We start from the raw sequence: 18844 nt of genomic DNA, 5'->3' as shown, positions 1-18844 counted from the left end.
ACCGGATAACCCGTAGGGTCTGGCATGTTGCAACTTCGTGCCCTGTTGGGAGCACGGACCGAATCGGAATTCGAGACGAAGCGAAGGTGCGAAATTGATGCGTCGGCCCACCCGGCGTCGTGGCTCCAGAGCCGCGGCGATGATCGCGGCAACGGCAGTGGCGGCGGGACTGATGTCCGGCATCGGCACGAGCCCGGCATCCGCTGACCCGATCATCGATTCCAAGAGCCTGCTCGCCAACCCGGTCTCCGAGGACGGCTCCAAGATCGTCAAGGCCGAAGTGAAGGATTCGCGCAGTCTCCGGCTGCACGTGTACTCCGCGGCCATGGATTCCAACATCATCGTCGACGTGCAGCGTCCCGCCGACGCCTCGGTCCCGCGCCCCACCCTGTACCTGCTCAATGGTGCGGGCGGCGGCGAGGATTCGGCGTCGTGGGTGGCCAAGACCGATGCGCTCGAGTTCCTCAGCGACAAGAACGTCAACGTCATCCAGCCGATCGGTGGCGCATGGAGCTACTACACCGACTGGATCGCCGATGACCCGGTCGTCGGTCGCAACAAGTGGAAGACCTTCTTCACCGAGGAGCTGCCCCCGCTGGTCGACGGCGCACTCGGCACCAACGGTGTGAACGCCATCGCGGGCCTGTCCACCTCGGGCACCACCGTGCTCGCGCTGCCGATCGCCAAGCCCGGCCTGTACAAGGCCGCCGCGGCGTACAGCGGTTGCGCGCAGACCTCCGACCCCGTCGGTTCGGAGTTCGTGAAGCTCACGGTCGAGACCTGGGGCGGCGGCGACACGATGAACATGTGGGGTCCGCAGGGCTCGGCGGAGTGGGTCGAGAACGATCCGTACGTGAATGCCGAAGGTTTGCGCGGCGTGGATCTCTACGTCTCCACCGGCAACGGCCTGCCCGGCCCGTACGACACCCTCGACGGCCCGTACGCGCTGCCCGGCGCCTACGGCCTGGCCAACCAGATCGTGATCGGTGGCGTCATCGAGGCGGGCACCAACTTCTGCACGCGCAACCTGGCCAACCGGCTCAACGAGTTGGGTATCCCGGCCACCTTCAACTTCCGCCCCAGCGGCACCCACTCGTGGGGCTACTGGAAGGACGAACTGAAGCTGTCGTGGCCGACCCTGGCCCGCGGGCTCGGCCTGTAACACCGGTTTTCTCGAACCGCCTCGGTAGCGAGCACGTCGCTGCCGAGGCGGTTCCATTTCCGCGACCTGCCCTCGACGTTTGCGAATTGTGGTTAACTTAGGTTGACTGGACCAACCCGGTTCGCGCAACGGAAAGTGAGTGCATGGTCGCCGATCGCAGTGAGGCCGAACAGGCCGGCGAGCCGACGACCGCACCTGCCCGCGTCGTGCGCCGCAGGCCGAAGGACCGCAAGATGCAGATCATGCGGGCCGCCGCCCGTGCGTTCAGCGCACGCGGCTACTACCCGGTCGGGGTGGACGAGATCGCCGCCGAGGTCGGCATCTCGGGACCGGCGCTGTACCGGCATTTCGCCAACAAATACGCGCTGCTCGTCGCCGCCGCCGAGGAGGGCGCTCGGGGTTTGCGCGACGTCGCCGCCGCGGCCGACGACCCGTCGCTGAGCCCTGAAGCCAGGCTCGACGCGCTGCTCACCGCCGTCGCCGAACGCAATATCGACATCCGCCGCGAGGCCGGGCTCTACCGCTGGGAACGCCGCTACCTCGAGCGCGAGGACCGGGTACGCATCCGAGCGTTCTATCGCGAACTCGAGGCGAACGTCGCCGCGCGGATCGTCGAGGTCCGGCCGGAGTTGAGCGCGGACGACGGCGTCCTGCTCGCGGTCGGCGCGCTGAGTTCGCTGGCCAGCATCGCCGCGCACCGCACCACACTCTCGCACGGCCGCATGCTCGCGGTGCAGCTCGAGATGGCATGGGCGATCGTGCGCGCCGAGCTCCCACCGGCCCCGGCCGAGGTCGAGCCGGACAAACAGACCAGAGGCCTGCCGGTCACCTCGAAACGCGAACAGCTGCTCACCGAGGCGATCCGGATGTTCGGCCGCAACGGCTATCACGAATCGGGCATCGAGGAGATCGGCGCCGCCGTCGGCATCAACGCCTCTAGCGTGTACCGCCACTTCGACAGCAAGGCCGACCTGCTCGCCGCCGCCTTCCATCGCACCGCCGACCGGCTCGCGGTCGCCATCGGCGAGGCACTGGCCGAGGGCGAGGACCGCGCCGACGCCGCCCGCCGCATCGCCGACCAGCACGCCCGCCTCACCTTCGCGACGCCCGAGATCATGCCGGTCTACTACGCCGAGTTCAGCAACCTGCCGCAGGCCGAGCAGCATCGCCTGCGCGCCATCCAGCGGCAGAACATCCTCGAATGGGCCAATCTGCTCGACGGCGACCCGATCGAGGCCCGCTTCCGCGTGCACGCCGCCGTCGGCCAGATCATCGATGTCGGCCGGTTGCTGCGCTTCGACTCGCGCCCCGAACAGCTGGCCCGCCTCGCCGCGCTGACCGACGCGGTGCTGTTGGGCAGCGGCCGGTCACCCGCGACGTAAGCGGAACAGCGCTTTCGCCGCCTGCAAATGCCCTGGTCGACGGTCGAAGGTCGATAGTCGGACGGGGCCACGGTAGCGCCTGCGGGCGATCGACATCGTGCGGCTGTATTCGTGCAGACCCTGCTGACCGTGGCTGTGCCCCTGTCCGTATTCGCCGACACCGCCGAACGGCAGAGCGGGAATGCCGGTGAAGGCGGTCGACGAATTCACTGTCACCACCCCCACCTTGAGCTGTTCGGCGATGAATTCCGCGCTCGGGATATCGAGGGTGAAAATGGTGACGGCGATACCGTTGCCCGCCGCATTGACCCGGGTAACAGCGTCGGCCAGGTCGGTGACCCGGTTCACCACGAGCACCGGGCCGATCCCTTCGCCCGTGATCGCGATGCTCTCCTCGGGAACCTCGGCCAGCACGATCGGCTCCACATAAGGGTCGCGGAACGAATCGAGGCCGCCCAGTACCGCGTGCCCACCGTGCGCGAGCGCGTCGCGGACCTGTCTGCGCACCACGTCGACCTGGGTGGCATTGATCATCGGCCCGTAGGAGGCGCGGTTGTCGGCGCCGGGACGCAGCTTCGCCGCCCGCTCTGCCACTTTGGCTAGGAAGTCGTCGAACACCGAATCGGCGACATAGCAGCGCTGGATGCCCGAGGAGTTCTGCCCGGCATTGGCCATCGCGCCGAACACCGCCGCCTCCGCGGCCGCGTCGAGCACCGCGTCGACGTGCACGATCATGGAGCCCTTGCCGCTGTTCTCCACCACCACCGGCGTCAGCGACTGGGCACACAGCGCGATCACCTCGCGTCCGCCCGCTTCCGGTCCGGCGTAGGCGATCTTGTCCACCTCGGCCTTGCACAGGGCGGTCGCGGTCCGCCAATTCCCGGTAACCGCTTGCAGCACAGGCTGTTCGGGCGACACCGCGGCCCAGCTGTCGGCCAGCCAGATGCCGACACCGGTGCTGAGCCCGTGCGGATTGAACACCACCGCGTTACCGGCGGCCATGGCGTAGGCGATCGAACCCATCGGCGTGAAAACCGGGTTGTTCCACGCGCCGAGCACCCCGATCACCCCGAGTGGCAGATAGCCGACCGAGGCGTGCTGATTGCGGGTGAACCAGCCGGTGGACAGGCGTTTTCGGCCAAGCGTGCGCTCGGCATTGCGGGCGGCCCAGTCCAGATTCTCCACCGCCAGCATCACTTCCAGGGTGGCGTCGGCCTCCGGCTTGCCGGTCTCGCTGCGCAGCAGCTCCACCAATTCGCCTGCGTTGCGGGCGATCTGGCGACGCCAGTCGAGCAGCAGATGCTTGCGCTCACCGAAATCCAGCTCACCCCACCAGTTCTGGGTGGCGCGGGCGGTGCGTACCGCACGGGTGACCTCGGCGGTGCCCTGCACGGGATACTGCGCCAACTGTTCGCCGGTGCGCGGATCGAACGACGTGAGCACATCGGACCGACCTGTCGGTACGGCAGCAGAAGCCATTTCCATGGTCACCTCCCCACAAGATCGAACACGCCCGCGTGCGGGCCGGTGAGACGAGTGTTTCCCCGATGGTCAGCGTATGGGTGCCAGGCCCGGCCGACAAGGGTCAGAGCACTGCCCTTGCGCTGCCCACGTGTGGCACGCGACACCCCGAAGCCCCGATAAACCGGGCACGTCAACGCAGACCGGGCCGGGGAAACCGTCGGACCGGTAACATCGCGCCGAACGGTATGGATCACTTACCGGGAAGAATTTTTCCGCGTGCGCTCGTCTCGTTCAGGGCCGTGCGCACCCGGCCGATGGTGGAGAGTTGATGCCGAGTTCGATCTCAGTGGATTCGCCCGCAGGTGGCGTCGCGTCGAGCGACAGTGAACCCGCGGTGGTGGTGTCCGACGTGCGCAAGTCGTTCGGTGACGTGCACGCTTTGCAGGGCATCAGTTTCCAGGCCGAAAAGGCCAGTGTGCTGGGCATCCTCGGACCCAACGGGGCAGGCAAGACCACCATGGTCAAGGTCTTGTCGACGCTGCTGCGTCCCGACTCCGGCACTGCCGTTGTCGCCGGGCACGACGTGCTCACCGACGCCGCGGCTGTGCGTCGCTCGATCATGATGACCGGCCAGTACGCCGCGCTCGACGAGAACCTGACCGGTCGGGAGAACCTCGAGCTGTTCGGTCGACTGATGGGCCTGCCCAAGTCGGCCGCACGCAAGCGCGCCGAGGTGCTCCTGGAAGAGTTCGACCTGGTCAGCGCGGGTAAGCGGGCCGTGCGCAACTACTCCGGCGGCATGCGTCGCCGGGTCGACATCGCCTGCGGCCTGGTCGTTCGGCCCGAGGTGGTGTTCCTCGACGAGCCGACCACCGGCCTCGACCCGCGCAGCAGGCAGGGCGTGTGGGACCTGGTGACCGCGCTCAAGAACCAGGGCATCACCGTGTTGCTCACCACCCAGTACCTCGAAGAAGCCGACGTGCTCAGCGACAACATCATCGTCATCGACAAGGGCACCGTCATCGCCGAAGGCACCGCCGACGAGCTCAAAGCCAAGACCGGTGGCAGCTTCTGCGAGATCGTTCCGCTCGATCCGAGTCGCATCCCGCAGACCGTCAAGGCCCTCGGTGACCTGGTCCCGGCCGCGGTCGCCGCCGAGATCGACGGTGCCGACAAGGTGTCGATCCCCGCGCCCGACGGCGCCGCCACCCTCGCCGAGGCACTGCGCAGGCTCGACGCCGCCGGCATCGACCTGGCCGACATCGCCCTGCGCCGCCCCTCGCTCGACGACGTGTTCCTGTCGATCACCGGTCACTCGGGCGGCCACTAGTGAGCGTGTCCACCCCCGCGGCGAACACGTTGTTCGCCGAGCTTCCCGCTGTGCGCCCGAGCAGTTTCGCGCAGTGGCGCGCGCTGACCGGGCGCATCGTGCACACCATGGCCACCAAGGGCGAGCTGATCGTCGCGGTGCTCACCCCGCTCGTGGTCACCGTGGCCTTCTACCTGCCCTTGCGGTACGTGATGCAGGTCCAGGGCATCGACTACGCGCAGTACGTGATGCCGATCGTCGTGCTGCAGACGATGGCCATGACGATGATGTCGAACGCGCAGCTCGCGGCTTTCGAGGCGCTCACCGGGTTGAGTACTCGACTCCAGACGATGCCGATCGGTTCGCTGGTTCCGCTCCTGTCGCGCATCTGCGCGGGGATGGTGCGGTCGATCGTCTCGCTGATCGCGACCGTCGGCTACGGGTATGTGATCGGCTTCCGGTTCACCGGCGGGTGGTTGCAGGCGCTCGCGTTCTGCGGGTTCGCGCTGGCCGTCGGCGTGGTGCTCACGCTCGGCGCCGACGCGCTCGGCAGCCTCACCAAGAACCCCGAAGCGCTCAGCCAGGCCCTCACCCTGCCGATTCTGATCTTCGGCATGATGTCGACCGGGTTCGTGCCCGAGGCCAGCTTCCCGGCCTGGGTGCGGCCGTTCGCGCGCAACCAGCCGATCTCCCAGTTCGCCCAGACCCTCAGCGATATGGCCGCGGGTCACCTGAGCTGGGCAGGCACGTGGGTATCGCTGGCATGGCTCGGCGGGCTCAGCATCTTCTTCCTCCCACTGGCCGTGTGGGCGAGTGTGAGGCGATCATGACAACAATCGACAGTGCCGCCGTCGAGACCGCGGCCGAGCTCCCGGTGGTGCACGCCAAGCCGGAGAGTTCGGTGTCGGTGTGGTTCACCCACAGCCTCATCCAGACCAAACGTCTGCTGATGGTGTGGTTGCGCGACCCGTCGACGACCATCCAGACCATCGCCTACCCGGCGGTGACCCTGCTGATGTTCCGCATCGTGCTCGGTGACTCGATCACCGCGGCCACCGGCGCGCCGAGCATCTACGGCCAGGCCGCGCTGCTGACGCTGGTCGCGGCCATGACCGGCGCGGTGGTGAGTGCGCTCGGGTTCAAGCGGGAGAAGGCATCGGGGCTGCTCAGCCGGTTCTACACGATGCCGCTGAACAAGGCTTCGCTGCTGACCGGGCGGCTGCTCGCCGAGATGCTGCGCATTCTGATCACCACGGTGATCGTGCTGCTCGTCGCCGTGCCGCTGGGGTTCCTGTTCATGGAGGACCCGCTCGCCAATATCGCGCTGGTGCTGGTTCCGGTGCTGTTCGGCATCGGATTCGCGGTGATGGTGACCGCGCTGGCCACGATCACCGAGGGCGTGATGCTGATCAGCCTGATCGGCATCCTCAACACCCTGCTGATGTTCTTCAACACCGGCTTCGTTCCGGTCTTCGCGTATCCCACCTGGCTGCAGGATGTGGTCGCGAATCAGCCGATGAGCTGCGCGATCGATGCGATGAAGGGGCTGTCCTACGGTGGGCCGGTCGCTGAACCGCTGCTCAAGACCGTCGCCTGGACGGTGGGGATGGTCGCGGTCTTCGCCTACCCGGCGATCGTCGGCTACAAGAAGGCCGCCGAGTCGTCCTGAGACCCCGCATTCTGATCGCCGCCACGAACTGTCGTGGCGGCGATCAGTGCGTTATCGACGAGGTGAGTCGGCGTCGGCGGGCGCGAAGGGGTAGTCGAGCCAGCGGTCGCGGTTGGTCCAGCCGACGAGGTCGTAGCGCCAGCGGAACGGCCAGGTGTGGGCCACGGTGTTGAACAGGACCGCGCCCAGGGCGGTGTAGTCGTCGTGCGCCGAGAGCAGCGCGCGTTGGCCGCGTTCGGATTCGGTGAAGAAGGCGTCGAACATGGCGATGGACTGGGCGGTGGTGAGTCGGCCCAGACCCCACAGCCCGCGCATCCGCATCCAGTACACGGCCCTGGCCTGCCACGGCCAGAGTGCTGCGATCGGGTTCTCGCCTCGCTGTACCGCGGCGACGGCGGTATCGGTCAGCGCGAGTGAGTCGGCCACGCTGTACCCGGTGCAGGGGTGCATCATCCCGCCGCGCGAACCGAACGGCACCGCGACAGCAGTGCCCTTCTTCGGTGGCCGCTGATCCAGCGGATAGTGGGCGGCCTCGTGCGGTTCGTTGCCGGTGAGCCGGATGCCGTGGGCCGCGAGCCTGGTCAGCGTGCGCCTGCGCAACTCGTGCTGCGGCATCCCGCCACGTAACCCGAGACTGGTTTCCTCGAAGATCACCGTCCCGTCCCCGAGCGGCACCGCGTAGAGGAACGACGGCGGCTCGTCCGGACCGGCCCCGTTCTCCGGCCGCCAATCCAGCAGCAGCCCTTCGCCGTCCGTCACCATCGGCGCCGCGGTCTCGGCATCGACGAAGATCCCGTGCGCCGACGCGGCCCTGCGCTTGCCCAGTGTCGGCAGTCCCCGGGTATCGAACACGGCCTCCGCCGAGATCAGCGTCCCGTCCGCGAGCTCCACCTCGTGCGCGTCCACCCGCCGCGCCCGGTCCGCGAAAACCGTCGCGTCGTCCAACGCCAACGCCGCGTGCAAACCGGCCTTGGAGAGCACGCAATAGGGCCGCTCGATCCGATGCTCGCCCTTGGTCCAGACCGTCGGCGCCGCGATCCGCTGCGCGATCGCACTCTCCGGCAGCCACGCGGGCAGCTCGTCCACCCAGCAGGAGAACGTCGGCGGAAACAGCCGCTCAGGCCGCGGATCGACCGCCGCGACGCGCAACCCCGCTACCGCCGCGCGATGCGCCAACCCCCGCCCGGTCGGGCCGAGCCCGACCACACAGATATCGAAGTCCCGCGCAACGCTCACGCCCGCATTCAATCCGCAGCACCGGTCACCGCGCAAGGACCCTGTGATGCGGTCCTCACCTCGAGCTAGTCCTCCAGTGCCAGAGCTTGGCGCATCGTCAAGCGGCCCTGGGTCTGCATGAGGGAGCGCCGGTAGATCCTCTCGGCGATGACGACGATGGCGTAGGTGGCCACTGCCATCACGGCCAGTGCGATGAAGGGCTCCCACCAGGCGGCGGTGCCCTCGGCCAGGCGGCCCGGCATGGCGACGATGGACATGATCGGGACGTAGGAGGCGATCACGCGGGCGGTGCCGGTGAGGAAGATGCCCGCGAACAGCACGATCATAATGAGCATCGAGAGGGGAGTGGCGGTGGACTGGAGGTCTTCGCTGCGGGTGGCCAACGAGCCCGCGACAGCCCAGAGGCTGGCCAGTGCGAGGAAGCCCACGAGGAAGAACACGATGAACCAGCCCGCGGCCCCGGCGATCTGGCCGAGCTGAGCAGCCTTGCCGGTCACCGCCAAACCGGCCAACCCGGCACCGACGAACAGCGCAAGCTGGCAGAACGCCAGCACCGCATTGCCCGCGACCTTGCCGATCAGCAACTGCCGCAACGGCATCGCACTGGCCAGAATCTCCACGATCCGGTTCTGCTTCTCCTCGACCACGCTCTGCGCGATCGACATACCGAACAGCACCGACGCCAGATAGAAGAGGAACGCGAAGACGAACGAGACGATCTTGCTCAGGCCGGGGTCGACCGCGCCCTGCTCGAGCAGGGCGTAGGTCACCGTCGCGCCGCGGCCGAGTTCCTCGAGCGAGACGCCCGCGGCGGCGGCATTGCGTTGCAAAGCGATCTGCTGCGCGGCGGCGGTGATGTAGGTGGTGGCGTTGTCGTCCTCGGCGGTCTTCCCGATCAGCTGCCACCCGGTGGGCTCGGCGGGGACCAGGCCGACGTCGACCGCGTCCTCGCGCACCAGCTGCTCGACCGCGGCCCGGTCGGCGACCGGTCGCGCAGTGAAGGTGGTGTCGGTGTCCGCGTCCGCGGCCAGGCTGTTCGCCGTGTCGACCACGACCGAGGTGTCCGAACCGACGATCGCCACGTCGACCTTGTCGGGCCTGCTACTGAGGAATCCGCTGACGGCCAGCGACGCGATGATCGCCACGATCGTCACCACGGTCGAGACGACGAAATTGCGATCGCGCAGCTTCACCACGATCTCCCTGGCCGCGACGATCCGCCACACATCCCGCTGACCGCTCACTTCGTGACCTCCCGATAGATCTCGGCGACCGTCGGCCGCACCTCGGCGAACTCCCGCACCGACCCCCGCGACAGCGCCTCCTTCAGCACCCCATCGGTGCCCGCGCCGTCGACCTCGAACAACACGCCAGGCCCGGCACTCTCGACCACACGAATCCTCGGGTACTCCCGCAACCACCCCGCATCACCGTCGAGCACCAGCCGGTATCGCGAGCCACCGCTCGACCGCAGCTCGTCGACCGAGCCCTGCCCGACCACCCGGCCCGCGGCGAGCACCACCAGCTGATCGCACAGCCGCTCGACCAGATCCAGCTGATGTGAGGAGAACAGCACCGGCACACCTTGATCGGCGTACTCACGCAGCAACTCCACCATCGAATCCACGGCGAGCGGATCGAGGCCGGAGAACGGCTCGTCCAGGATCAGCGCCGTGGGTTGCGCGATCACCGCCGCCGCGATCTGCACGCGCTGCTGATTGCCCAGCGACAACGATTCGAGCTTGTCCTTGCCGCGCGCGCCCAGATCGAACCGCTCCAGCAGGCTCTCGGCACGCGCCTTCGCCTCGTCGGCGGGCAGCCCACGCAAGCGCGCCAGGTACACGAGCTGATCGAGCACCGGTTGCTTGGGATAGAGCCCCCGCTCCTCTGGCATGTACCCGAAGGAGCGGCGATCCAGCTCGGTCACCGGCCGCCCGTCCCACCGGACCTCGCCGGACTGAACGGCCAAGACCCCCATGATCATTCGCATCGTGGTGGTCTTGCCCGCTCCGTTCCCGCCGACGAAGCCGGTCAACGCACCGGGCAGCACAGCGAACGACACACTGTCGACAGCGACGTTGTCCCCGAACCGCCGCGTCAGTTGGGCGACTTCCAGCATCGGACTCCCCATCCTCGGAATGACTGCCCACAACCGTACCGATGCGACGGGTTACCCGGCCGGAATCAACGCGGCGATACCCACGTGGTGATGTCGGCGTGGACGACCTCGATGCCGTCCTTGTCGTAGATCGACACGGGAACCGTCAGTTCCTGGCCCGTGGTGATCGCGGCGAAGTCGGGGATCTGGTCGAGCTTCGCCACCGCCCGCAGGCCGGATTCGGCCTTGGCCAGGTATCGGACGTTCATCGACTTGGGGATCCAGCGATGGGTGGTGGGGACGGTGGCTTCGCTGAGCATGCCCATCGCCACCTCGGCGAGGTTGCACGCGGCGATCGCGTGGAAGGTGCCGAGGTGGTTGTTGATGCCGAACCACTTCGGCGAGGTCACCTCGCAGACGCCGGGTTCCAGGCGAATCACCTGGGGGAGCACGGTGCCGAAGTAGGGGACCCGGGCGACCATGCCGAGCGAGAACAGTGCGTGCCCGATGCGATTGTCGGGCAGCTTCTTCCAGCCGCGGTAGGTCGCGGTTTCCTGTGTCATGCGCACTATCTTACTCAAAAGTAAGTTGTCCGGTAGCCCGCCGGGGGGGCAGGTGCCAACCCTCCGGTGCCCAGGTGGGGCGACGAGCCAGCTACCATTGCTCGGTACAGCCCAGCCGGCGGTGCGGTCGAGGTGGAAGCCCCTACGAGGGCGTGATCGATACCTCATGACCCCCGATTTGAAGGACGTCGTCGGCATGGTGCATACTGTTCGGGTTGCCTTGCGCAGGATTGACCGACTCCCTCGGAGCGGACGACCTGAGTAGGGGGAGCAGTAGTTTGTATCTCGCCGGTTCGCCGGTGTGGATACGTTCGGAACCACGCACTTCCGGCCCATGGTGAGCAACTGACCCGGGTCGGAGAATAAGAGTTAGGGCGACACGCCCGACCGCGTGGACCGGAGAACCATGACAGATGAACAGCGGCGAGGATCAGGTAGTGCCTTTTGGCGCGCCCTGGTTGCGGGTCTTTAGTGGGAAACCACGCTGAGGCGTCTTTCTTGTGTTCGGGCTGTGCAAATTGAGGGTGGTGCGGGAGCTAGCTCCTGTGACCACGAAGGAAAGCGGAGAAAAGGACACTTAGCGTGGCGGGACAAAAGATCCGCATCAGGCTCAAGGCCTATGACCACGAGGCGATCGACGCGTCAGCGCGCAAGATCGTGGAAACGGTGACCCGCACCGGCGCCCGTGTGGTCGGGCCTGTGCCGTTGCCGACCGAGAAGAACATCTACTGCGTCATCCGTTCGCCGCACAAGTACAAGGACTCGCGCGAACACTTCGAGATGCGCACGCACAAACGCCTCATCGACATCCTCGACCCGACGCCGAAGACGGTTGACGCGCTGATGCGCATCGACCTGCCGGCCAGCGTCGACGTCAACATTCAGTGACGGGGACTCGAGACATGACTGACAACAAGAATCGGCCCCAGGCCGGAATCCTGGGCACCAAGCTCGGCATGACCCAGGTCTTCGACGAGAAGAACCGCGTAGTCCCGGTCACCGTCATCAAGGCGGGCCCTAACGTGGTCACCCAGATTCGTACCGTGGAGCGCGACGGCTATTCGGCCGTGCAGATCGCTTTCGGCGCCATCGACCCGCGCAAGGTGAACAAGCCGACTTCCGGCCAGTTCGCCAAAGCCGGTGTCACCCCGCGCCGCCACGTCACCGAGATCCGCGTCGCGGATGCCTCCACCTTCGAGATCGGCCAGGAACTCTCGGCTGATGTCTTCGAAGAGGGCACCTACGTCGACGTGACCGGAATCAGCAAGGGCAAGGGCTTCGCCGGCACCATGAAGCGTCACGGCTTCAAGGGCCAGGGCGCCTCGCACGGTGCGCAGGCTGTGCACCGTCGCCCGGGTTCCATCGGTGGCTGTGCCACTCCCGGCCGCGTGTTCAAGGGCATGCGCATGTCGGGTCGTATGGGTAACGACCGCGTCACCACGCAGAACCTCTCGGTTCACAAGGTCGACGCCGAGAACGGTTTGCTCCTGGTCAAGGGTGCTATCCCCGGCCGCAAGGGCAACATCGTGATCGTCAAGAGCGCCGTGAAGGGTGGTGCGCACGCATGACCAGCCTCGAAAAGAAGGCCAATCTGACGCTGACCGTTAAGGCTGCAGGCGGCAAGACCGAAGGCACCGTCGACCTCCCCTCGGAGATCTTCGACGTGACCGCCAACGTCGCGCTGATGCACCAGGTCGTCATCGCTCAGCTGGCCGCCGCTCGCCAGGGCACCCACTCCACGAAGACTCGTGGCGAGGTGCGCGGTGGTGGCAAGAAGCCGTACCGCCAGAAGGGCACCGGCCGCGCCCGTCAGGGCTCGACCCGTGCGCCGCAGTTCGCAGGCGGTGGCGTCGTCCACGGCCCGCAGCCGCGTGACTACAGCCAGCGGACCCCCAAGAAGATGAAGGCCGCCGCCCTGCGCGGTGCCCTCTCCGATCGGGCCCGTAACGAGCGCATCCACGTGATCACCGAACTGGTCTCGGGTCAGAACCCCTCGACCAAGATCGCCAAGGACTTCCTGGCCGAGCTCTCGGGCCGCAAGAAGTTCCTGGTCGTCGTCGGCCGCGAGGACGTCGCCGCGTGGAAGAGCGTGGCGAACCTGCAGAACGTGCTGCCGATCGCCCCGGATCAGCTCAACACCTACGACGTGCTCAACAGCGACGACGTGGTGTTCAGCGTCGAGGCCCTGAACGCTTTCGTTCACGGTCCCGCCGAGGCGGCCCAGGAGGAGAGCAAGTGAGCACCATCGCCGACCCCCGCGACATCCTGCTCGCACCGGTCATCTCGGAGAAGTCCTATGGGCTGATCGAGGAAGGCACTTACACCTTCCTGGTGCACCCGGACTCGAACAAGACGCAGATCAAGATCGCCGTCGAGAAGGTTTTCGGCGTCAAGGTCACCAGCGTCAATACCGCCAACCGTCAGGGCAAGCGCAAGCGGACCAAATTCGGTTACGGAAAGCGCAAGGACACCAAGCGCGCACTCGTGACCCTCTCGGCCGATAGCAAGCCCATCGAGATCTTCGGAGGACCGGTCGCGTAAGCGCCTGGGACTCCAGAAAGCGAGAAGAACTCATGGCAATCCGTAAATACAAGCCGACTACGCCGGGCCGTCGTGGCTCCAGCGTCTCGGACTTCGCCGAGATCACCCGGTCGACGCCGGAGAAGTCGCTGCTGCGCCCGCTCACCAAAACCGGTGGTCGTAACGCGCACGGTCGCATCACCACGCGTCACCGCGGTGGCGGTCACAAGCGTGCCTACCGTCTGATCGACTTCCGTCGGCTGGACAAGGACGGCATCCCGGCCAAGGTCGCTCACATCGAGTACGACCCCAACCGCACCGCCAACATCGCACTGCTGCACTTTGCCGACGGCGAGAAGCGCTACATCATCGCGCCGAAGGGCATCAAGCAGGGCAGCCCGATCGAGTCCGGCCCCACGGCCGACATCAAGCCGGGTAACAACCTGCCGCTGCGCAACATCCCGACCGGTACCACGATTCACAACGTGGAGCTGCGTCCGGGCGGTGGCGCCAAGATGGCTCGTTCCGCTGGAATGAGCATTCAGCTGCTTGGCAAGGAAGGGCCGTACGCGACCCTTCGTATGCCGTCGGGTGAAATCCGCCGTGTCGACGTGCGCTGCCGCGCCACCGTCGGCGAGGTCGGCAACGCCGAGCAGTCGAACATCAACTGGGGCAAGGCCGGCCGTATGCGCTGGAAGGGCCGTCGTCCCACCGTCCGTGGTGTCGTCATGAACCCGGTCGACCACCCGCACGGTGGTGGTGAGGGTAAGACCTCCGGTGGTCGCCACCCGGTCTCCCCGTGGGGTCAGCCTGAAGGCCGTACCCGCAAGCCCAACCGCCCGAGTGACAAGCTCATCGTTCGCCGTCGTAAGACCGGCAAGAAGCGCTAAGGAGGAGGTAAGAAATGCCACGCAGCCTCAAGAAGGGCCCGTTCGTCGACGACCACCTCCTCGCGAAGGTGGACGTGCAGAACGAAAAGGGCACGAAGCAGGTCATCAAGACCTGGTCGCGTCGCTCGACCATCATCCCCGATTTCATCGGACACACTTTCGCCGTCCACGACGGTCGCAAGCACGTCCCGGTGTTCATCTCGGACAACATGGTCGGCCACAAGCTCGGTGAATTCGCGCCGACCAGGACGTTCAAGAGCCACGTCAAGGACGACCGGAAGAGCAAGCGGCGATGACTGAAACCAATACAGATACGGTTCAGAACCCGACTGCGCGCGCCACCGCCAAGCACGTTCGGGTCACCCCGATGAAGGCCCGTCGCGTCGTGGACCTGGTCCGCGGCAAGCGCGTCGAGGACGCGCTGGCCATCCTGCGGTTCGCACCGCAGGCTGCCAGCGAGCCCGTGGCCAAGGTCGTGGCTTCGGCCGCGGCGAACGCCGAGAACAACCTCGGCCTCAACCCGGCCACCCTGGTCATCTCGACTGCTTTTGTCGACGAGGGCGCCACCATGAAGCGTTTCCAGCCGCGGGCCCAGGGCCGTGCGTTCCGGATTCGTAAGCGCACCAGCCACATCACCATCGAGGTCGAGAGCGTGCCCACCACCGGCGCTGCCACTCGTAGCCGCCGGAAGGGAGGGGCAAAGTAACATGGGACAGAAAATTAACCCCCATGGCTTCCGCCTCGGTATCACCACCGACTGGAAGTCGCGTTGGTACGCGGACAAGCAGTACGCGGAATACGTGAAGGAAGACGTTCAGATCCGCAAGCTCCTCGCCACTGGCATGGAGCGGGCAGGCATCTCGAAGGTCGAGATCGAGCGCACCCGTGATCGCGTCCGTGTGGATATCTTCACCGCGCGTCCCGGCATCGTGATCGGTCGTCGTGGAGCGGAAGCCGATCGCATCCGCTCCGAGCTGGAGAAGCTCACCAAGAAGCAGGTTCAGCTCAACATCCTCGAGGTCAAGAACCCCGAATCGGATGCGCAGCTGGTTGCTCAGGGTGTGGCCGAGCAGCTGTCCAACCGTGTGGCGTTCCGTCGTGCGATGCGTAAGGCCATTCAGTCGGCCATGCGTTCGCCGAACGTCAAGGGCATCCGTGTGCAGTGCTCGGGCCGCCTCGGTGGCGCCGAAATGTCGCGCTCGGAGTTCTACCGTGAAGGTCGCGTTCCGCTGCACACGCTGCGTGCGGACATCGACTACGGCCTCTACGAGGCCAAGACCACCTTCGGTCGCATCGGCGTCAAGGTCTGGATCTACAAGGGCGACATCGTCGGTGGTCGTCGTGAAGTGACCGCCGCCGCCGCTGCTCCGGATCGCCAGCGTCGCGAGCGTCCGAGCCGTCCTCGTCGGTCCGGTGCCACTGGCACCACTGCGACCAGCACCGAGGTCGGTCGCGCCGCCACTGCAGTGGCGGAGGCTCCGGCAGAGAACAAGGAGGGCTGACGCATGCTGATGCCCCGTAGGGTCAAGCACCGCAAGCAGCACCACCCCGGTCGCTCTGGCATGGCCAAGGGCGGCACCGCGGTGGCCTTCGGTGAGTACGGCATCCAGGCTCTCGAGCCCGCCTACGTCACCAACCGTCAGATCGAGTCGGCGCGTATCGCAATGACCCGCCACATCAAGCGTGGCGGCAAGATCTGGATCAACATCTACCCCGACCGTCCGCTCACGAAGAAGCCGGCCGAAACCCGCATGGGTTCCGGTAAGGGTTCGCCGGAGTGGTGGGTCGCGAACGTGAAGCCCGGTCGGGTCATGTTCGAGATGTCTTACCCCAACGAGGAGACCGCTCGTGAGGCCCTGCGCCGCGCGATGCACAAGCTCCCGATGAAATGCAGGATCGTGACCAGGGAGGAGCAGTTCTGATGGCTACCGAAACACCGGCCGCAGAGCTCCGCGAGCTCAACGAAGAGGAGCTCGTCGCCCGCCTGCGTGAGTCGAAGGAAGAGCTGTTCAATCTGCGCTTCCAGATGGCAACGGGTCAGCTCGACAACAACCGTCGTCTGCGCGTCGTCCGCCACGAGATCGCGCGCATCTACACGGTCATGCGCGAGCGCGAGCTCGGCCTGGCCACGGCACCCGCTGGCAAGGGAGATGCGGCATGAGCGAGAACACCGAAGAGCGCAACAGCCGCAAGGTACGCAGCGGCTATGTTGTCTCCGACAAGATGAACAAGACGATCGTCGTCGAGCTGGAAGACCGTCACCGGCACAAGCTCTACGGCAAGATCATTCGCACCACCTCCAAGGTGAAGGCGCATGACGAGAACGAGATCGCCCACGTCGGCGACCACGTTCAGCTGATGGAGACCCGTCCGCTGTCGGCCACCAAGCGCTGGCGTCTGGTCGAGGTCCTGGAGAAGGCCAAGTAAGCCTCCCTCCTCGATCCATCGAGATCGTTTCTTCGAAGGCCCGTTTCCCCGATGGGGAAGCGGGCCTTCGTCGTTGGACGACCCGTCGTCGTCGCATCGCAGAAGGCCCGCTCCCGATGTTCCGGGGCGGGCCTTCGCTGTGTCTGCTGAGTCAGCCGGTGAAGGCGTAGGGCTGGCGGATCTTGTGGGCGAATTCGACGATGTTGGTGACGGTGCTGCTCGGGACGCCGACTTCGCTGCCGATGCTGCGGGCCGACCAGGACTGGTCGGTGAGCTCGAGGATCTCCTCGATCTGGTCGAGGGTCAGGCGCAGGGGGCTGCGGTGGGCGATCTTGCGAGCCAGGGCCCGGACTTCGGTGTCTTCGTCGAAGTTGAAGTCGTCGGGGAGATCTTCGTCGGCTTCGTCGAGGTCGACCGGATCGGGGGTCGGTTCCGGGAGTTGGTCGACGACGGGGATGGGGTCGGGCTCAGGCGTCGGCTCTGGTTCTGTTTGCAGGACCAACTGCTCCGCGGGTTCGGCGGGCAGGACCAGCTGCGCCGGCGCTGCGACGGCTGGCTGTGGATCGTTGTGCACCGCTACCGGATCGGTGGGTGCCGAGGTGTCGCCATCAGGGTCACGGGCGACGGTGCCGGCGTGCATCGTCGCCTCGGGAACCGGGTCGGTACCGGTGGCGTCGCCCGCGGTGGCATGGGCGACGGTGGTGACCGGTATTCGGCGCAAGCTGGGGGCGGCGCCGTTGGTCGTCCGGGCCGAGTGCTCGGTGCCGTTGCGGCGGTGGTCGGCCGCGGCCTTGTGGATCAGCTCGAGGGTGCCGGGGGCGTTGGGCTTGTCGGTGGAGGGGCGGCGCAGGCCGTGCGGGTAGGCGCGCTCGGTGGCCGTTGCCGCGATGATTTCGGCTTCGGCGACGAGAGGTTCAGCGCTCGGTGTCGGGGTATCGAGGACCACTGGCTCCGGGACGACCGGCCGGACAGGCGATTCGACCGCCTCGCGATCCGCGGTGATCGTCTGCTCGGCCGACGCGATCGTCTCGCGATCCGTTTCGGCTGCGAGAGAGCCCTTGTCGGGCATCGCGGAGGACCGGGTGTCCTGCGACTCGGCGGCATGCGGAGCGGGTGAGCCGACGACAGCCGCATCACGCAGCGGCGATCGGAGCTCTGGCGCAACGCCGTTCATCACTGTGTGCGCGAGCGCTTGCCTGTCGTCACCGAGCGAACCGGCCGCCTGCCGCGGAAACGCGGTCGAAACGAGCCGTTCGGCATGGGCATACCCCGAGTCTCCGGGCAATTCGACCGACGCGCTCTCGATCAACATCGCGTACCGCGCCGACACCCAGGCATGCAGCCAGATCACCACGCCGACCATCACCGGGGCGATGGCGAATTCGGCTGCGCGGCCGAAGGATCCGGAGGCCAGGTGGGGCCCCGCGTTGAGGGCGACGGTGGTGCCGAGCAGGGCGAGTTCGAACAACAGGACCTTGCCGCGGTCGAGTTCGCGGCCCCAGCGGGCGGCGGTGGTCGCGGCGATCATGATGACGATGATCGGGATCGAGATCATCGCCTCGATGCCGAAGCTGAGCCAGTAGAGCGGGTCGCTCATGTCACCGCTTGGCACGAGGTTGTGCTGCACGTTGACGCCCGCCCACACCATCCCGAGGATGACAACGCCGATCAGCGCCCGCGAGGACCACTCCGCCCGCCGATAGAGCTGCGCGAGCCGGGCGTCGGCACTGGACACCCGGCGCCGCGCGGCCAGCGCCTTGCGATGCCAGCGCGCGTCGGCTTCGTCGGTGCGGCGGATGAGGGTGCCGGTGCGTCGGTCGCGCTGGTCGGCGGCGAGTTCGTCGGCGATGGCGCGGCGCCGCTGTTTGCGGCGCTGGGCCCGAATCCATTCGGCCAGTTCGCGTTCGGCGCGGATCTCGTCGTCGGAGAGTGCGTCGTAGAGGGCGGTGTCGTGTTGCAGCGGGAGTTTGTCGCGGGCCGTCGCGACCTGCTGGGCGAGCGCCGTGATCTCGGTGTTCGGCGCGATGGCGGCGCTCTCGCTCAACCGATCGTCGGACATACCGCGCCTTCCGTCACTCGAACATATGGACTATCGAACATATGTGTGATTGCCAGAGAGCGTAA

General features: G+C 66.7%; 22 protein-coding genes. 16 read left to right on the top strand and 6 right to left on the bottom strand.

The window, feature by feature from the left end:
• Positions 1 to 139: 139 nt before the first annotated feature.
• Entirely contained in the window at positions 140 to 1162 is a 1023-nt protein-coding gene (locus ACLJPD_RS19990; RefSeq protein ID WP_410874533.1) for an alpha/beta hydrolase, read from the top strand.
• Positions 1163 to 1305: 143 nt separating this feature from the next.
• A complete protein-coding gene (locus ACLJPD_RS19985) occupies positions 1306 to 2544 on the top strand; it encodes a TetR/AcrR family transcriptional regulator (RefSeq protein ID WP_410874018.1) in 1239 nt (412 codons plus the stop codon).
• Here ACLJPD_RS19985 and ACLJPD_RS19980 read toward each other — a convergent pair.
• Positions 2530 to 4023 (bottom strand): aldehyde dehydrogenase family protein, encoded by a 1494-nt coding sequence (locus tag ACLJPD_RS19980; RefSeq protein ID WP_410874017.1) that lies wholly within the window; start codon positions 4021 to 4023, stop codon positions 2530 to 2532. The two genes, ACLJPD_RS19985 and ACLJPD_RS19980, sit on opposite strands and share 15 nt — an antisense overlap.
• A gap of 313 nt (positions 4024 to 4336) precedes the next feature.
• Here ACLJPD_RS19980 and ACLJPD_RS19975 point away from each other — a divergent pair, with 313 nt between their 5' ends.
• Genes ACLJPD_RS19975 through ACLJPD_RS19965 form a run of 3 tightly spaced genes read left to right on the top strand, consistent with a single transcriptional unit; the run spans position 4337 to position 6986 of the window.
• On the top strand, positions 4337 to 5338 hold the full coding sequence (locus ACLJPD_RS19975) for an ATP-binding cassette domain-containing protein (protein WP_410874015.1): 1002 nt from the start codon (positions 4337 to 4339) through the stop codon (positions 5336 to 5338).
• A 5-nt stretch (positions 5339 to 5343) separates the two neighbouring features.
• Positions 5344 to 6147 (top strand): ABC transporter permease, encoded by an 804-nt coding sequence (locus tag ACLJPD_RS19970; protein ID WP_410874013.1) that lies wholly within the window; start codon positions 5344 to 5346, stop codon positions 6145 to 6147.
• Positions 6144 to 6986 (top strand): ABC transporter permease, encoded by an 843-nt coding sequence (locus tag ACLJPD_RS19965; protein WP_410874011.1) that lies wholly within the window; start codon positions 6144 to 6146, stop codon positions 6984 to 6986. Before ACLJPD_RS19970 ends, ACLJPD_RS19965 begins: the two co-directional genes overlap by 4 nt.
• A gap of 51 nt (positions 6987 to 7037) precedes the next feature.
• On the opposite strand, the gene ACLJPD_RS19960 is transcribed toward ACLJPD_RS19965, so the two are convergent.
• From ACLJPD_RS19960 to ACLJPD_RS19945, 4 genes are all read right to left on the bottom strand, one after another.
• A complete protein-coding gene (locus ACLJPD_RS19960) occupies positions 7038 to 8222 on the bottom strand; it encodes a lycopene cyclase family protein (protein WP_410874009.1) in 1185 nt (394 codons plus the stop codon).
• A gap of 65 nt (positions 8223 to 8287) precedes the next feature.
• Positions 8288 to 9466: an ABC transporter permease gene (locus ACLJPD_RS19955; RefSeq protein WP_410874008.1), complete on the bottom strand. Its 1179-nt coding sequence runs from the start codon at positions 9464 to 9466 to the stop codon at positions 8288 to 8290.
• Positions 9463 to 10341: an ABC transporter ATP-binding protein gene (locus tag ACLJPD_RS19950; RefSeq protein ID WP_410874006.1), complete on the bottom strand. Its 879-nt coding sequence runs from the start codon at positions 10339 to 10341 to the stop codon at positions 9463 to 9465. The genes ACLJPD_RS19955 and ACLJPD_RS19950 overlap by 4 nt, the downstream gene beginning before the upstream one ends.
• A gap of 65 nt (positions 10342 to 10406) precedes the next feature.
• Positions 10407 to 10883: a hotdog fold domain-containing protein gene (locus ACLJPD_RS19945; protein ID WP_410874004.1), complete on the bottom strand. Its 477-nt coding sequence runs from the start codon at positions 10881 to 10883 to the stop codon at positions 10407 to 10409.
• A gap of 582 nt (positions 10884 to 11465) precedes the next feature.
• On the opposite strand from ACLJPD_RS19945, the gene rpsJ reads away from it, so the two are divergent.
• The 11 genes from rpsJ to rpsQ are packed head-to-tail and all read left to right on the top strand — an operon-like array spanning position 11466 to position 16720.
• A complete protein-coding gene (rpsJ, locus tag ACLJPD_RS19940) occupies positions 11466 to 11771 on the top strand; it encodes a 30S ribosomal protein S10 (protein ID WP_040804197.1) in 306 nt (101 codons plus the stop codon).
• Between the two features lie 14 nt (positions 11772 to 11785).
• Positions 11786 to 12451 carry a 50S ribosomal protein L3 gene (rplC, locus tag ACLJPD_RS19935; RefSeq protein ID WP_266296847.1) on the top strand — a complete coding sequence of 222 codons (666 nt, stop codon included), beginning with the start codon at positions 11786 to 11788 and terminating at the stop codon, positions 12449 to 12451.
• Complete coding sequence (rplD, locus tag ACLJPD_RS19930; protein ID WP_410874002.1) at positions 12448 to 13122, top strand: 50S ribosomal protein L4; 675 nt, start codon at positions 12448 to 12450, stop codon at positions 13120 to 13122. The genes rplC and rplD overlap by 4 nt, the downstream gene beginning before the upstream one ends.
• Positions 13119 to 13424, top strand: coding sequence for a 50S ribosomal protein L23 (gene rplW, locus ACLJPD_RS19925; RefSeq protein WP_067448314.1), 306 nt, complete (start codon positions 13119 to 13121; stop codon positions 13422 to 13424). Before rplD ends, rplW begins: the two co-directional genes overlap by 4 nt.
• A 32-nt stretch (positions 13425 to 13456) precedes the next feature.
• On the top strand, positions 13457 to 14293 hold the full coding sequence (rplB, locus tag ACLJPD_RS19920) for a 50S ribosomal protein L2 (protein WP_387211617.1): 837 nt from the start codon (positions 13457 to 13459) through the stop codon (positions 14291 to 14293).
• Positions 14294 to 14307: 14 nt separating this feature from the next.
• A complete protein-coding gene (gene rpsS / locus ACLJPD_RS19915) occupies positions 14308 to 14589 on the top strand; it encodes a 30S ribosomal protein S19 (RefSeq protein WP_056818481.1) in 282 nt (93 codons plus the stop codon).
• Complete coding sequence (gene rplV, locus ACLJPD_RS19910; protein ID WP_378903835.1) at positions 14586 to 14999, top strand: 50S ribosomal protein L22; 414 nt, start codon at positions 14586 to 14588, stop codon at positions 14997 to 14999. Before rpsS ends, rplV begins: the two co-directional genes overlap by 4 nt.
• A 1-nt stretch (position 15000) precedes the next feature.
• Positions 15001 to 15795: a 30S ribosomal protein S3 gene (gene rpsC / locus ACLJPD_RS19905; protein WP_062982459.1), complete on the top strand. Its 795-nt coding sequence runs from the start codon at positions 15001 to 15003 to the stop codon at positions 15793 to 15795.
• Positions 15796 to 15798: 3 nt separating this feature from the next.
• The gene (gene rplP, locus ACLJPD_RS19900) at positions 15799 to 16215 is read left to right on the top strand and encodes a 50S ribosomal protein L16 (RefSeq protein WP_056818475.1); all 417 of its coding nucleotides are present in this window, start codon (positions 15799 to 15801) and stop codon (positions 16213 to 16215) included.
• Positions 16215 to 16454: a 50S ribosomal protein L29 gene (rpmC, locus tag ACLJPD_RS19895; RefSeq protein WP_056818473.1), complete on the top strand. Its 240-nt coding sequence runs from the start codon at positions 16215 to 16217 to the stop codon at positions 16452 to 16454. Before rplP ends, rpmC begins: the two co-directional genes overlap by 1 nt.
• Positions 16451 to 16720: a 30S ribosomal protein S17 gene (gene rpsQ, locus ACLJPD_RS19890; protein WP_056818470.1), complete on the top strand. Its 270-nt coding sequence runs from the start codon at positions 16451 to 16453 to the stop codon at positions 16718 to 16720. The genes rpmC and rpsQ overlap by 4 nt, the downstream gene beginning before the upstream one ends.
• A gap of 151 nt (positions 16721 to 16871) precedes the next feature.
• On the opposite strand, the gene ACLJPD_RS19885 is transcribed toward rpsQ, so the two are convergent.
• Complete coding sequence (locus ACLJPD_RS19885) at positions 16872 to 18779, bottom strand: helix-turn-helix domain-containing protein (RefSeq protein ID WP_410873999.1); 1908 nt, start codon at positions 18777 to 18779, stop codon at positions 16872 to 16874.
• Positions 18780 to 18844: the final 65 nt, after the last annotated feature.

It is taken from the genome of Nocardia sp. A7 (assembly GCF_046549215.1).
Taxonomy (GTDB): domain Bacteria; phylum Actinomycetota; class Actinomycetes; order Mycobacteriales; family Mycobacteriaceae; genus Nocardia.
Note: the sequence above shows the minus strand (reverse complement) of the source record. Positions and strands in the feature narration are given on the sequence as shown.